The sequence below is a fragment of the Rhodococcus sp. 14-2470-1b genome, from assembly GCF_002259415.1.
GTDB lineage: Bacteria > Actinomycetota > Actinomycetes > Mycobacteriales > Mycobacteriaceae > Rhodococcoides.
Genome location: NZ_NPFY01000001.1, coordinates 90328 through 102763, shown reverse-complemented (window position 1 = coordinate 102763; position 12436 = coordinate 90328). Strand labels below are relative to the sequence as shown.

Here is a 12436-nt window from a genome sequence, read left to right as displayed (position 1 = left end):
TACGCGTGAGGGTCTATGTTCCGGCGACGGTCGCCATGTTGCGGACGCTGGTGGCCGACGGTGAGTTCCATCCGGTCAGTCGTACCGCGTTCGCGGTGACCCCCACCCTCCGTGAGGCCTACTCGTCGGGAGACGACGAGGAGCTGGCCGAGGTCGCGATGAACGAAGCGGCCAGGGCGTCGCTGCGTCTGGTCGGTGCTGCGCTGGAAGACGAGGGCGACGGTGTCGTCGACGGCTCGGTCGTGTTCCGGCGCGCGGTGATCGCCGCGGACGTGGAGGACCCGACGCTTCGGCCGGACCTGGACGACGCCGTCGTTCGGTTGAAGGAGCCGCTTCGGATGAGCGAGGTCGCGTCGGTCCACGTCGACCTCGAAGGCGCCGAGTCCGTTGTCGAGAAGGCGGTCGGTGTCGTGGACGCGGCGGATATGGGCGATCCGGACGCCGAGTTCGTTCTCGGTGATGCCGAGGATCACGCCCTTGCGTGGTACGCGACGCAGGAGCTGCCGTTCCTGTTGGAGTTCCTGTAGAAGTCGAACGCCCCAGTAACCTACGGTAGCGTAACCTTGATGCGGGCCTATTCGCGCCAGCTGGTCCAGCACGTCAGCGTTGTCTCTGTCTCGAACGAGGGGTATGTACTTTCCGATGGATCTCAAGAAGTGGCTGGAAGCTCCCGCCGCGGGTGTATCTGCTCCCAAGCGTCCGAAGCTGAACATGTTGCGTGGTGCGATCACGCGCATCACCACACCGTTGCTTCCCGACGACTACCTGCACCTCGCCAACCCGTTGTGGTCGGCGCGTGAGCTGCGCGGCCGCATCGTTCGGGTGGAGCAGGAGACCGCAACGGCAGTCACTCTGGTCATCCAGCCCGGATGGGGATTCAACTTCGACTACCAGCCCGGGCAGTACATCGGGATCGGTTTGCACCTCGGCGGGCGCTGGCACTGGCGCTCGTATTCGCTCACGTCCGCACCGAACTGGGACGAGAAACTGATCTCGATCACGGTGAAGGCGATGCCGGAGGGCTTCCTCTCCAGCCACCTCGTCGGCGGCGTGCCCCAGGGCACCATCGTTCGGCTGGCCGCTCCGAAGGGCAATTTCGCGCTCCCGACGCCGCCGCCGGAGAAAATTCTGTTCATCACGGCCGGCAGTGGCATCACACCGATCATCTCCATGCTTCGCGCCCTGGACAGACACGGAGACATGCCGGACACGGTGCACATTCATTCGGCACCCACCGAGGACGAGGTGATGTTCTCCGACGAGCTCGCATCGCTGGCGACCGGTCATCCGCAGTTCACCTCGCACGTGCAGCTGACCAGATCGGACGGCAAGTTCGCGTTGGCGTCGCTCGACGAGCTCTACCCGGACTGGCGCGAGCGTCAGACGTGGGCGTGTGGCCCGTCCGGCTTGCTCGAGGAGATCGAGCGAGTGTGGAAGTCGGAGGGAATCGAGGACAGACTGCACCTCGAACGCTTCGAGATCGCCCGGGCCGACACGTCCGGCAAGGGGGGCAAGGTGACCTTCTCCAAGTCGGACCGGTCCGTCGAGGTCGACGGTGCCACGAGCTTGCTGGAGGCAGGGGAGGGTCTGGGTGTTCAGATGCCCTTCGGGTGCAGGATGGGTATTTGTCAGACGTGCGTCGTGCCGTTGACGGCCGGGCACGTCATCGACCTACGCTCGGGCAAGGAACACGGCGAAGGTGACCGTATCCAGACCTGTATTTCCGCGGCTGCAGGCGACTGCACACTCGAGCTCTGACCGGCCGCGACGCGGTGTGAGCGTGCTCCAACCCACACGGACTTCTCAGTAAGTTCGGCTACCCTTGCATTGGCGCACAGAGGCGAAAACGCATTTCGGGCCCGCGCCCACGACTTTCGGAGGACCACGATGGCCATCACGGACATCAAAGAGTTCGCACACCTGACCGAAGAGGACATGGAAGCCTTCGGCAGAGAACTGGACGCTGTTCGCCGCGACATCGAGGATTCGCGCGGCGAGAAGGATGCCGCGTACATCCGTCGGACCATCAAGCTGCAGCGCTGTCTGGAGTTCGGCAGTCGAATCGTGCTGTTGGGCAGCAAATATCGTCCAGCGTGGCTTGTGGGTACCGCGATGCTGAGCGTCGCGAAGATCATCGAGAACATGGAGCTCGGGCACAATGTGATGCACGGGCAGTGGGATTGGATGAACGACCCGGAGATCCATTCGGTGTCGTGGGAATGGGACCAGACGGGTCCGTCGGAGCAGTGGAAGCGCGCGCACAACTACTCCCATCACACCTACACCAACATCGTCGGCATGGATGACGACATCGGCTTCGGCATCCTCCGTATGACCCGCGACGAAGCGTGGAAACCGATCAACCTCTTGCAGCCGGTTGCCAATGTCCTCCTGGCGGCGACGTTCGAATGGGGTATCGCTCTGCACGACTTGGACGCGCAGAAGGAACTGGACGGCGAGCACGAGAAGCAATTCTGGAAGTCTCCGTCCAACAGGGCGTTCGCTCGTAAGATCGCCCGTCAGGTCGGCAAGGATTTCGTTCTGTTCCCGGCGTTGACCGGCCCTGCGTGGAAAAGCACTCTGACCGCCAACGCGACCGCAAATCTCGTCCGCAACCTGTGGGCCTACGCGGTCATCTTCTGCGGCCATTTTCCCGACGGTGCAGAGAAGTTCACGATCGGTCAGTTCGAGACGGAGACGCGCGCGGAGTGGTACCTGCGTCAGATGCTCGGCAGCGCCAACTTCGACGCAGGCAAGGTCATGGCGTTCATGAGCGGCAACCTCTGCTACCAGATCGAACATCACATGTTCCCGGACCTGCCCAGCAACCGGTACGAGGAGATATCCGAGAAGGTGCACGCGTTGTGCGAGAAGTACGACCTTCCGTACACCACCGGATCTCTCGGTAAGCAGTACCTGCTGGCGCTGCGCACCATTCACAAGCTGTCGCTCCCTGATCGGTGGTTGCGTGCCACGTCGGACAATGCACCCGAGACCAGTTCCGAGCGCCGGTTCAGGACGGGTGAGGAGCCCACGGTGCATGCGCTTCGAATCGATCCGCTGACCGGCAAGCGTCGCGGTCTCCGCTCGGCCATTGCAGAAGCGCGGGTCACACTGCGGAACGCGAAGAAGGAAGCCAAGCGCCAGGCCAAGGCTCTGCGCCAGGCACAGAAGTCACGCGTGAAGTCCCTCACACCTACGGGGTCGTAACCTACGCTGCCGTAAGTTACGGTACGGTAGTAGTGATCGTGCACCACGTGCATCACCGACGACTGCCAGGAGGGCCGTAACCCGTGGCGATATCGGACATCAAGGAATACGCGCATTTGACCGATGCGGACGTCGAGGCGCTCGGCGTCGAGCTGGATGCAATCCGCCGTGACATCGAGGCGTCACGCGGAGAACGCGACGCACGGTACATCCGCAACACCATTCGGTTGCAGCGGACGCTGGAGATCGGCGGTCGTGCCGTCCTGTTCGCAAGCCGCAAGCGACCGGCCTGGTTCCTCGGGGCCGGCATGCTCGGCGCCGCCAAGATCATCGAGAACATGGAACTCGGGCACAACGTGATGCACGGGCAGTGGGACTGGATGAACGATCCGGAGATCCACTCCACGTCGTGGGAGTGGGACAACACCGGGCCGTCGGCGCACTGGAAGCAGACGCACAACTACATCCATCACAAGTACACCAACGTGCTCGGAATGGACGACGACGTCGGCTACGGACTTCTCCGTGTCACGCGCGACCAGCGGTGGAAGCCCTTCAATCTCGGCAACCCTGTCTACAACCTGCTTCTGCAGCTCTTCTTCGAATACGGCGTCGCCGCACAGCATCTCGAACTCGGCAAGGTCGCCAAGGGCCGCGTCGAGCGCGAGGAGTTCGAGCGCAAGCGTCGAGAGGTCCTCGAGAAGATCGGCAAGCAGATCGCCAAGGACTACGTGGTCTACCCGGCCCTGACCGGTCCGGCGTGGAAGAGCACGCTGACGGCCAACATCGTCGCCAACATGATCCGCAACGTCTGGACCAACACGGTCATCTTCTGCGGGCACTTCCCGGACGGTGCGGAGAAGTTCACGAAGTCGGACATGGAGGGCGAGACGCAGGGGCAGTGGTACCTGCGGCAGATGCTCGGCAGCGCGAACTTCGAGGCAGGCCCCGTCATGGAGTTCATGAGCGGCAACCTCTGCTACCAGATCGAGCATCACCTGTTCCCGGATCTGCCCAGCAATCGCCTGCGCGAGATCAAGTTCCGAGTTCTGGAACTCGCCGAGAAGTACGACCTGCCGTACACCACCGGCTCGATCGGCAAGCAGTACTTGCTGTCCTGGCGGACCATCGCCAAGCTCTCGTTGCCCAACAAGTACCTCAAGGCAACTGCGGACGACGCGCCGGAGACGGCGTCGGAGCGCAAGTTCGCCGACGAGTCTCGCGGGTTGCTCACCGTCGATCCAGTCACCGGCAAACGCCGCGGATTGCGTACGGCCATCGCGGAATCGAAGAAGAAGAAAGGCCTTCGCGGCCTCGTCGCGAAGTTGTCCGCTTAGGACTGTACGAGCACGGACTGGTGACCTCGAGAGTGGAACTGCACTCGCGGGGTCACCAGTTTTCGTTGGTACGTACGGCTTCCAGCAGTAGACGGACGGCAGCGACGCGTCTCGCAGCATCGCCGGTCAATGTATCGAGCGCGCACTCCGGGTCCGCCGGAGGGCCCAGGTGAGTACACCCACGCGGGCAGTTTTCGATGGCGTCCGCCAGGTCGGAGAACGCGGCCACCACGTTCTCCGGCGAAATGTGCGCGAGCCCGAACGACCGAATGCCAGGTGTGTCCACCACCCACCCGCCGCCGGGCAACGGAAGTGCAATCGACTGCGTCGACGTGTGACGGCCCTTGCCGACACCGGACACCGTGCCGGTTGCGCGCTTCGCGTCGGGCACCAGCCTGTTCACCAACGTCGATTTCCCGACGCCGGAGTGGCCGATGAGTGCCGTGACGCTGTCGGTCAGCCGTGCGGTGAGATCGGTCAGATCTTCGCTCTGCCCGGCCAGCACCACCGGAACGTCGAGGTCGGCGAACGCCGAGGCGAACTCGTGTGGGTCGGCCAGATCGCTCTTGGTCAGGCACAGAACAGGTTTCAGACCGCCGACGTACGCGGCGACGAGCGCACGCTCGACGAATCCGGTGCGCGGCGGAGGGTCGGCCAGTGCGGCGACGATCAACAGTTGTTCGGCGTTGGCGACCACGACACGTTCGTACGGATCGGTGTCGTCGGCAGTACGGCGAAGCACGGTGCGGCGCTCGGACACCCGAACGATGCGAGCCAACGTGTCCACCTTGCCGGACAGGTCTCCCACGATGTCGACATCGTCGCCGACGACGATGGGTGTGCGACCCAGTTCGCGTGCGCGCATGGTGACGACCGGCCGGGACGGGTCCCCTCCGAGAACGCATCCCCAACGGCCGCGGTCCACGGACACGACCATTCCCGACTGGGCATCGGCATGGTCGGGCCGCGTCTTCGTCCGGGGGCGTGAGCTCTTGCCCGGGCGGATGCGGACGTCCGACTCGTCGTAGCGGCGACTCAGGACGAAACACCTTCGTCGGTGGGCCGAATCCGTGTCCCCTCGTGCGGCGAGTCTTCCAGCATCGATGCCCACAGATTCTCGAAACCTGGGAGGGTTTTCGCGGTGGTTCCGATGTCGTCGACTTCCACTCCAGGGATCACCAGGCCGAGAATTGCTCCTGCCGTTGCCATTCGGTGGTCGGCGTACGCTCGCCACACCCCGCCGTGCAGGGCCGCGGGTGCGATGTCCAGACCGTCGTCGGTCTCGGTCGCGTTCCCGCCCAGTCGTCGGATCTCTGCGACAAGTGCTGCGAGACGGTCGGTTTCGTGTCCACGCAGGTGAGCGATTCCGCGTAGATGCGATGGACCGTCCGCAAGTGCGGCGAGAGCCGCCACCGTGGGTGTGAGCTCGCCGACGTCGTGCAGGTCGATGTCGATTCCGGTCAATGTTGCACCGCCTCGCACCTCGAGGGTTCCGTTCTCGAGGGTCACCGTGGCGCCCATGGATTCGAGAATTCCTCGTATGGCGTCTCCCGGTTGCGTCGTCGACGACGGCCAGTTCGGGACCCGTACGACACCTCCGGTCACCGCCGCTGCGGCCAGGAACGGCGTCGCGTTCGACAGGTCGGGTTCGACCACCCACGACACGGCGTCGACCGGGCCGGGATGCACGCGCCAGGTGTCCGCGTCGCCGCTGTCGGCCGGAGTACTCACCTGCACACCTACGCGCCGGAGCATCTCGACCGTCATGTCGATGTGCGGCATCGACGGTACGGGCTTTCCGGTGTGGTGAACGGTGATGCCGTCGTCGAACGCGGCTGCGCTGAGCATCAGCCCGGACACGAACTGCGAGGACCCCGAGGCGTCGATGTCGACGGCCCCGCCCCGCAGAGTGCCGGACCCGGTGACGCTGAACGGCAGTGAATTCCCGGCCACGTCGGCTCCCAGGTGGCGTAGCGCGCCCAGAATGGTGTCCAGCGGCCGGGTCCGTGCCTGCTCGTCACCGTCGAAACGCACCACACCGTCCGCCATGGCGGCTAGAGGTGGAACGAACCGCATCACCGTTCCGGCGAGCCCGCAATCGATCGATCCGCCGCGCAGGGAGCCGGGAGTGACCGTCAGAGACGTCGGATCGGCAGGGTCGATCGTGATACCGACTCCGAGTTGCTGCAACGCGGCGATCATCAGGTCGGTGTCGCGGCTGCGCAGGGCTGCGGTGACCGTCGACTGTCCGCCTGCCAGTGCGGAGATGATCAACGCGCGATTGGTGATGGACTTGGAACCGGGCAGCGTGACGGTCGCGTCGACGGGGGCTGTGGAGAGCGGTGCGGTCCAGTTGGTCACCACACCATCTTTGCGCATCGGCGCTCAGCTGGCGGCGACGGGCGCCGTCACGGCCCGCGCGAGTCGGACGAGGTCCTTCGGGTCGAGCTCGATCTCGAACCCTCGTCTGCCTCCGCTGCAGAGAATTCGGTCCCAGGCGAGGGCAGATTCGTCGACCACGGTCGCGAGCGCTCGTTTCTGGCCGAGCGGGGAGATCCCGCCGAAGACGTACCCGGTCGATTTCTCGGCCTCCGCTCGGTCTGCCAGCACGATCTTTCTCGTACCGAGGGCCGAGGCTGCGGCTTTGAGGGAAAGTGTCGCCGTGACGGGCAGAACCGCCACCGCGAGTGTGTTGTCGGAACGCTTGATGACCAACGTCTTGAAGATCTGATCGGCGACGACACCGAGTCGTTCGGTGAGGACGTCCGCCGCTTCCGTGCCGAACGATTCCGACCTCGGATCGTGGTCGTAGGTGTGCACCGAGTGCTCGACCTTCTGCGCGATCAACAGGGCGACGGCAGGTGTGGAGGCGGCGGACCGGTGCGCTGAGGGCATCGGATCACTGTAGCGAGACCGGCGCCTGGAATGACCGGGGCGAAGCCGGTGTTGAAGAGCCCAGAGGTACGCAAGGCAAGAGGAAGGGATCTGCTGTGGCAGTGACGACGACCGAGCGCCCGCTCCGGTCCGCTCCGAGTTCGAGTGCGATCTACGTGAAGGCGCTGCCTTCTCCCGCTGTAACCTGGTCGGATATGGCTACCGAAGGGATCAGCGTGGAGGAAGTCGAGCGCCCAGCTCAGGCGGAGGCCGAGGCACCGGTGGAGTCGGCGGCGGACCTGACCGAGCGGTTCGAGCGCGACGCACTGCCGATGCTGGATCAGCTCTACGGCGCGGCACTGCGGATGACGCGGAACCCGGCCGACGCCGAGGACCTGGTCCAGGAGACGTACATCAAGGCGTACTCCGCATTCCGCTCGTTTCGTGAGGGAACGAACCTCAAGGCGTGGCTGTACCGCATCCTGACCAACACGTACATCAACTCGTACCGAAAGAAGCAGCGCCAACCCGCGCAGTACCCGACGGACGAGATCACGGATTGGCAGCTGGCCGCGACGGCCGAGCACACCTCGACGGGACTGCGTTCCGCCGAGGTCGAAGCTCTCGATGCGCTGCCCGACGACGACATCAAGGCCGCGCTTCAGTCGCTGCCCGAGGAATTTCGTATGGCGGTGTACTACGCCGACGTCGAAGGTTTTCCATACAAGGAGATCGCCGACATCATGGGCACGCCCATCGGCACCGTCATGTCCCGGCTGCACCGGGGGCGTAAACAGCTCCGGGGCCTGCTGTCGGACGTGGCACGTGAACGTGGTTTCAATCGCAACGGTGCGGTCGACGCGCACGAGCAGGAGGTCTCGAAGTGACATCGGACGCGAACGACGAAGCCGAACAGAATCGGCAGTTCGAGGCGTTGGACTGCTCCGCGGTCATCGCCGACGTGTGGCTGATGCTCGACAACGAGTGCGACGAAGGCAGCCGGGCTCGGCTTCAACGTCACATCGACGAGTGCGGATCATGCTTCGCCGCGTACGGCATCGAAGAGAAGGTCAAGAGTCTGATCAGCCGCAAGTGCGGTGGTGACCAGGCGCCTGCCGGCCTGCGGGAGCGCCTGAGTATCGAGATAAGGCGAACCGTGCTGATCAAGCACACCGAGCAGGAGTGACGACGCCGGGTTAGATCCGGCCGAGGTACGACGAAGGCCGGGAAGCATCGCGCTTCCCGGCCTTCGTCGTGTGATGAGGCAGATCGTCAGCTGTTCGGACGTTTGCCGTGGTTTGCCTTGTTGTTCTTGCGACTGCGCTTCTTGCGCCCACGCTTACCCATGATGAGCTCCTCTCTACTGGTTCACTACAGTCTTTCACGAGTGGTCGGCCGCCCTGTCACGGGTGCCGGAACCACAGGCGAAACCGCCCGTGAACGAGAGGATGCCCAATGGCCGAGGACGTGCGCGCGGAAATGGTGTCGACCGTGTTCCAGATCGTGGTCACCGAGGGCGACGAGGTGGCGGTCGGGGACACACTCGTCGTTCTCGAATCGATGAAGATGGAAATTCCCGTGCTCGCCGAGTCGGCCGGCGTGGTCAGCACCATTGCCGTCACCGTGGGCGACGTCATCAAGCAGGGCGACCTGATCGCAGTGGTCTCCTAGATTTTCGCCGCCGTGCACCCGCCCACAATCGCGACGGAGCCGTCACTGTGTCGACACTGAGCGACCTGCTCGCCGAACACACCGATCTGACCGGAGAAGCTGTCGATCACCTGCAACGGGTGGTCGGGGAATGGCAGCTCCTCGCGGATCTGTCGTTCGCGGACCTTCTTCTCTGGGTCGGGACCGACGACGTGGATGCGAGCCCGGATGCCAAGATCCTGTGTGTCGCGCAGTGCCGACCGACGACCGCACCGACGGTGTTCACCGAGGACATGGTCGGCGCCGTCGTCTCGGAGTCTCAGCACCCGACGGTCATGGATTCGCTGGTCACCCGCGACATCGTCAGCAGTGGTTCCAACACCGACAGCGTGCCGGTGCGGTGCGGCGACCACGTCATCGCGATCCTCACTCGCGACGCCAACCCGACGCGGCAGCGGACGGCAGGCGCGCTCGAGGTCGCGTATCGGGGCTGCGCTGACGATCTGTGCCGGATGATCAGTGAGGGGACGTTTCCCAGTCCTGTGGAACGCACCGACGTCAACTCCTCACCGCGTGCGGGCGACGGCTTCATCAGGGTCGATACCGACGGCCGCGTCGTCTATGCGAGTCCGAACGCACTGTCCGCTTATCACCGGATGGGTTTGGCGACCGACCTGTCCGGGACGGATCTGGCGTCGGTGACGCGGTCGCTGATCACCGATCCGTTCGATTCCCAGGAGATTGCGGACCACATTCGTGCGTCGCTGTCGGGAAGCGAGGGATACCGGATGGAAGCCGACGCGCGCGGCGCGACGGTGTTGATCAGAACTCTCTCGCTTCGGCCGCGCGGTGAGTCGGTGGGGGCGATCGTGCTGGTGCGAGACGTGACCGAGGTCAAGCGCCGAGACCGTGCGCTGCTCAGCAAGGACGCGACCATCCGCGAGATCCATCACCGGGTGAAGAACAATCTGCAGACCGTCGCCGCTCTGCTTCGTCTGCAGTCACGACGGCTGGAGAACGAGGAAGCACGCGTGGCGTTGTCGGAATCGGTCCGACGGGTGACGTCGATCGCGCTGGTGCACGAGATGTTGTCGATGTCGGTGGACGAAGAAATCGACCTCGACGAGATCGTCGACCGGCTGGTCCCGATCATGCTCGACGTCGCGACGGTCAACCCTCGCGTTCGCGTCGCGCGGGAAGGCAAGCTGGGTGTCTTCTCCGCCGAGCGGGCCACACCGCTGGTGATGGTGTTGACCGAACTGGTGCAGAACGCGATGGAACACGGATTCGACGCCGGAACCGCGGGTGTCGTCCGCATCCAGGCCGACCGATCCGCGCGATGGCTCGACGTCGTCATCCACGACGACGGGCGTGGTTTGCCCACAGGGTTCTCTTTGGAGAAGTCCGAGGGTCTCGGCCTGCAGATCGTCCGAACGTTGGTGTCCGTCGAACTGGGTGGCTCCCTGGGGCTCCATCCATCGCCTCGGGGAGGTACCGACGCGTCCCTCCGCGTCCCCCTCGGGCGTCGATCGCCCCGAACCTGAAACAGCTGACCGTCGGACCTCTGGGCGCCGGACTCCTGGGTGCCGGACTTCTGGGTGCCGGACAGCAAAAAACCCGGGCTCCGACGTGGAGTCACCGGGTTCTGCTGTGCCCGAGCGAACCTGGGTGAGGGACTGGCCCTCACCGGTTCACCGAGAGTTATACGGAGCTACGAGCCCGCGTACGTGCATTGCGACGCTTCAGCGCGCGACGCTCGTCTTCGCTCATACCGCCCCACACGCCGGCATCCTGGCCGGACTCGAGTGCCCAGGACAGGCACTCAGCGGTGACAGGGCACCGCGTGCAGACGACCTTGGCATCGGCGATCTGCGCGAGTGCCGGGCCACTGTTTCCCACGGGGAAAAATAGTTCCGGATCTTCGTCGCGACAGATTGCCTTGTGGCGCCAGTCCATCCTCTGCTCCTTACCGGGCGCCGCAGCGCCGTGTTGATTGTTGTTACCGCGATCTGTGTCGTTGCGTTTTCGACTGATGTTCACTCGTGCGTATCCAATGTTTCCGCACTGTTGCTTGTGAATGCTTTCACGAACTTAGGGGAAGTCAAGAGATAGCCGCACGTCCGTGGTCAAGCTCACTCTGTTAGGCTGCCTTAAGCCTCCTGCGCTCCTTTGTACCCGCTCGAATGGCAATGTGCAGAGGTTTTCCCAGCAAAGACGCTATGACGCTGCCCACGGGGCCCGGTCTCCGCGCGGCGAAAACTGGTTGAAAACTACCCATTCGGGCAGTGTCAGGACCTGTTCTCCGCGATGACCTCGAGGGCCGACGGTGTCGAATGAAATTCGGCCTCGGTGCGGAGTCCGAGGAAGTCTCCGTCCATCTGCAACCCGATGGGTTCGCTGGACGTGATCTTGATGCGTGGAACGTCGTCGACTCGAAAGAGCTTGCGTGACTTGGGTTCCGCGCCCGCCGACAGGAGTTGGCGCGATACGTTCAGGCTCGGCAGGACGCGCGTCGTCCGCATCGCGAAGAGTCCGAGTCCGGTGTCGAACGAGGTGCCCGGATTGGTGTGCACCGGACGCTCGTTCAGATAGGTCCACGGACTCGAGTTGGAAACGAAAGCGTAATGCACGCCTGTTACCGGATCGTGATCTGGAATTTCGACAGTGAGTTTCGGATCACGTCGTTTGTTGCGAAAGAAGGCGCTGACGGCGGCGCGAACGTACCGAGTCGCGGAGACGGGTCCGCCGTCCTTTCTGCCCGCGTCGATCGCCTGGCACACGTCGGCGTCGAGACCCAGACCGGCGTTGAACGTGAACCACCTGTTGTCGCAGTGGCCGAGACCGATGGTGCGTCGCGACCGCGCGGCAAGAAGGTCGATCAGTTGGTTGGTTGCGGCAACCGGGTCGGCGTGGATTCCGAGTGAGCGTGCGAAGACGTTGGCGCTTCCGCCGGGAACCACGGCCAGAGCCGGGATGGGACCGATCGTGACGGCGCGCATCGATGTGGGCAGCGGAACCCCGAGCAGCCCGTTGATCACTTCGTTCACGGTGCCGTCTCCACCGTGGACGATGACCAGACCGACACCGTCCTCGCGGGCGTGGCGTGCCAGCTCCGCAGCATGATCACGGTGGGTCGTGTGTGCTGTGGTGACGCGCACCCGGCTCGACAGCGCGTGGGCCAGAAGGTCGCGGGCCGCCGGCGTGGTCGACGTTGCATTCGGGTTCACGATCAGCAGCGCACGCACGGGGCGTCAGCCTATCCGGTTCTCGGCGTCGGTCCGGTATCGGTGTCGCGCCGGTATCGGTCACGGGGTGCCGTCGGGACAGAACCCTGTCGGGCAGGATCGGTGTTCTAGGCTTTACCG

At 64.2% G+C, this 12436-nt stretch carries 13 protein-coding genes; 8 read left to right on the top strand and 5 right to left on the bottom strand.

Annotated elements, in window-relative coordinates:
* Positions 1–5 precede the first annotated feature (5 nt).
* The 4 genes from CH293_RS00505 (at position 6) to CH293_RS00490 (ending at position 4547) form a co-directional block, all read left to right on the top strand.
* Positions 6–527, top strand: coding sequence for a hypothetical protein (locus tag CH293_RS00505; RefSeq protein ID WP_037111128.1), 522 nt, complete (start codon positions 6–8; stop codon positions 525–527).
* Between the two features lie 115 nt (positions 528–642).
* Positions 643–1758 carry a ferredoxin reductase gene (locus CH293_RS00500; protein ID WP_037111519.1) on the top strand — a complete coding sequence of 372 codons (1116 nt, stop codon included), beginning with the start codon at positions 643–645 and terminating at the stop codon, positions 1756–1758.
* Between the two features lie 129 nt (positions 1759–1887).
* Positions 1888–3210, top strand: a complete 1323-nt coding sequence (locus tag CH293_RS00495; RefSeq protein ID WP_037111127.1) for a fatty acid desaturase — start codon at positions 1888–1890, stop codon at positions 3208–3210.
* A gap of 83 nt (positions 3211–3293) precedes the next feature.
* Positions 3294–4547: a fatty acid desaturase gene (locus CH293_RS00490; protein ID WP_094719052.1), complete on the top strand. Its 1254-nt coding sequence runs from the start codon at positions 3294–3296 to the stop codon at positions 4545–4547.
* A 52-nt stretch (positions 4548–4599) separates the two neighbouring features.
* On the opposite strand, the gene rsgA is transcribed toward CH293_RS00490, so the two are convergent.
* Genes rsgA through ybaK form a run of 3 tightly spaced genes read right to left on the bottom strand, consistent with a single transcriptional unit; the run spans position 4600 to position 7442 of the window.
* Positions 4600–5586: a ribosome small subunit-dependent GTPase A gene (rsgA, locus tag CH293_RS00485; RefSeq protein WP_170945125.1), complete on the bottom strand. Its 987-nt coding sequence runs from the start codon at positions 5584–5586 to the stop codon at positions 4600–4602.
* Positions 5583–6926: a 3-phosphoshikimate 1-carboxyvinyltransferase gene (gene aroA, locus CH293_RS00480; protein WP_176459858.1), complete on the bottom strand. Its 1344-nt coding sequence runs from the start codon at positions 6924–6926 to the stop codon at positions 5583–5585. Before aroA ends, rsgA begins: the two co-directional genes overlap by 4 nt.
* Before the next feature lie 6 nt (positions 6927–6932).
* Positions 6933–7442, bottom strand: coding sequence for a Cys-tRNA(Pro) deacylase (gene ybaK, locus CH293_RS00475; RefSeq protein WP_094719050.1), 510 nt, complete (start codon positions 7440–7442; stop codon positions 6933–6935).
* Positions 7443–7636: 194 nt separating this feature from the next.
* Between ybaK and CH293_RS00470 the strand changes: the two genes are divergently transcribed.
* The 4 genes from CH293_RS00470 (at position 7637) to CH293_RS00455 (ending at position 10615) form a co-directional block, all read left to right on the top strand.
* On the top strand, positions 7637–8308 hold the full coding sequence (locus CH293_RS00470) for a sigma-70 family RNA polymerase sigma factor (protein WP_019666103.1): 672 nt from the start codon (positions 7637–7639) through the stop codon (positions 8306–8308).
* The gene (gene rsrA / locus CH293_RS00465; protein ID WP_020112110.1) at positions 8305–8607 is read left to right on the top strand and encodes a mycothiol system anti-sigma-R factor; all 303 of its coding nucleotides are present in this window, start codon (positions 8305–8307) and stop codon (positions 8605–8607) included. The genes CH293_RS00470 and rsrA overlap by 4 nt, the downstream gene beginning before the upstream one ends.
* Before the next feature lie 269 nt (positions 8608–8876).
* On the top strand, positions 8877–9092 hold the full coding sequence (locus CH293_RS00460) for a biotin/lipoyl-binding carrier protein (RefSeq protein WP_019666101.1): 216 nt from the start codon (positions 8877–8879) through the stop codon (positions 9090–9092).
* A gap of 47 nt (positions 9093–9139) precedes the next feature.
* On the top strand, positions 9140–10615 hold the full coding sequence (locus CH293_RS00455) for a sensor histidine kinase (protein ID WP_037111121.1): 1476 nt from the start codon (positions 9140–9142) through the stop codon (positions 10613–10615).
* A gap of 157 nt (positions 10616–10772) precedes the next feature.
* On the opposite strand, the gene CH293_RS00450 is transcribed toward CH293_RS00455, so the two are convergent.
* The gene (locus CH293_RS00450; protein ID WP_026347946.1) at positions 10773–11027 is read right to left on the bottom strand and encodes a WhiB family transcriptional regulator; all 255 of its coding nucleotides are present in this window, start codon (positions 11025–11027) and stop codon (positions 10773–10775) included.
* Positions 11028–11359: 332 nt separating this feature from the next.
* A complete protein-coding gene (locus CH293_RS00445) occupies positions 11360–12316 on the bottom strand; it encodes a diacylglycerol kinase family protein (RefSeq protein WP_037111120.1) in 957 nt (318 codons plus the stop codon).
* Positions 12317–12436 lie beyond the last annotated feature (120 nt).

Coding starts and splice junctions, on each gene's coding strand:
- CH293_RS00450 (WP_026347946.1), bottom strand. CDS start 11,027: ATGGACTGGCGCCACAAGGCAATCTGTCGCGACGAAGATCCGGAACTA.
- ybaK (WP_094719050.1), bottom strand. CDS start 7,442: ATGCCCTCAGCGCACCGGTCCGCCGCCTCCACACCTGCCGTCGCCCTG.
- CH293_RS00460 (WP_019666101.1), top strand. CDS start 8,877: ATGGCCGAGGACGTGCGCGCGGAAATGGTGTCGACCGTGTTCCAGATC.
- CH293_RS00470 (WP_019666103.1), top strand. CDS start 7,637: ATGGCTACCGAAGGGATCAGCGTGGAGGAAGTCGAGCGCCCAGCTCAG.
- aroA (WP_176459858.1), bottom strand. CDS start 6,926: ATGCGCAAAGATGGTGTGGTGACCAACTGGACCGCACCGCTCTCCACA.
- CH293_RS00495 (WP_037111127.1), top strand. CDS start 1,888: ATGGCCATCACGGACATCAAAGAGTTCGCACACCTGACCGAAGAGGAC.
- CH293_RS00500 (WP_037111519.1), top strand. CDS start 643: ATGGATCTCAAGAAGTGGCTGGAAGCTCCCGCCGCGGGTGTATCTGCT.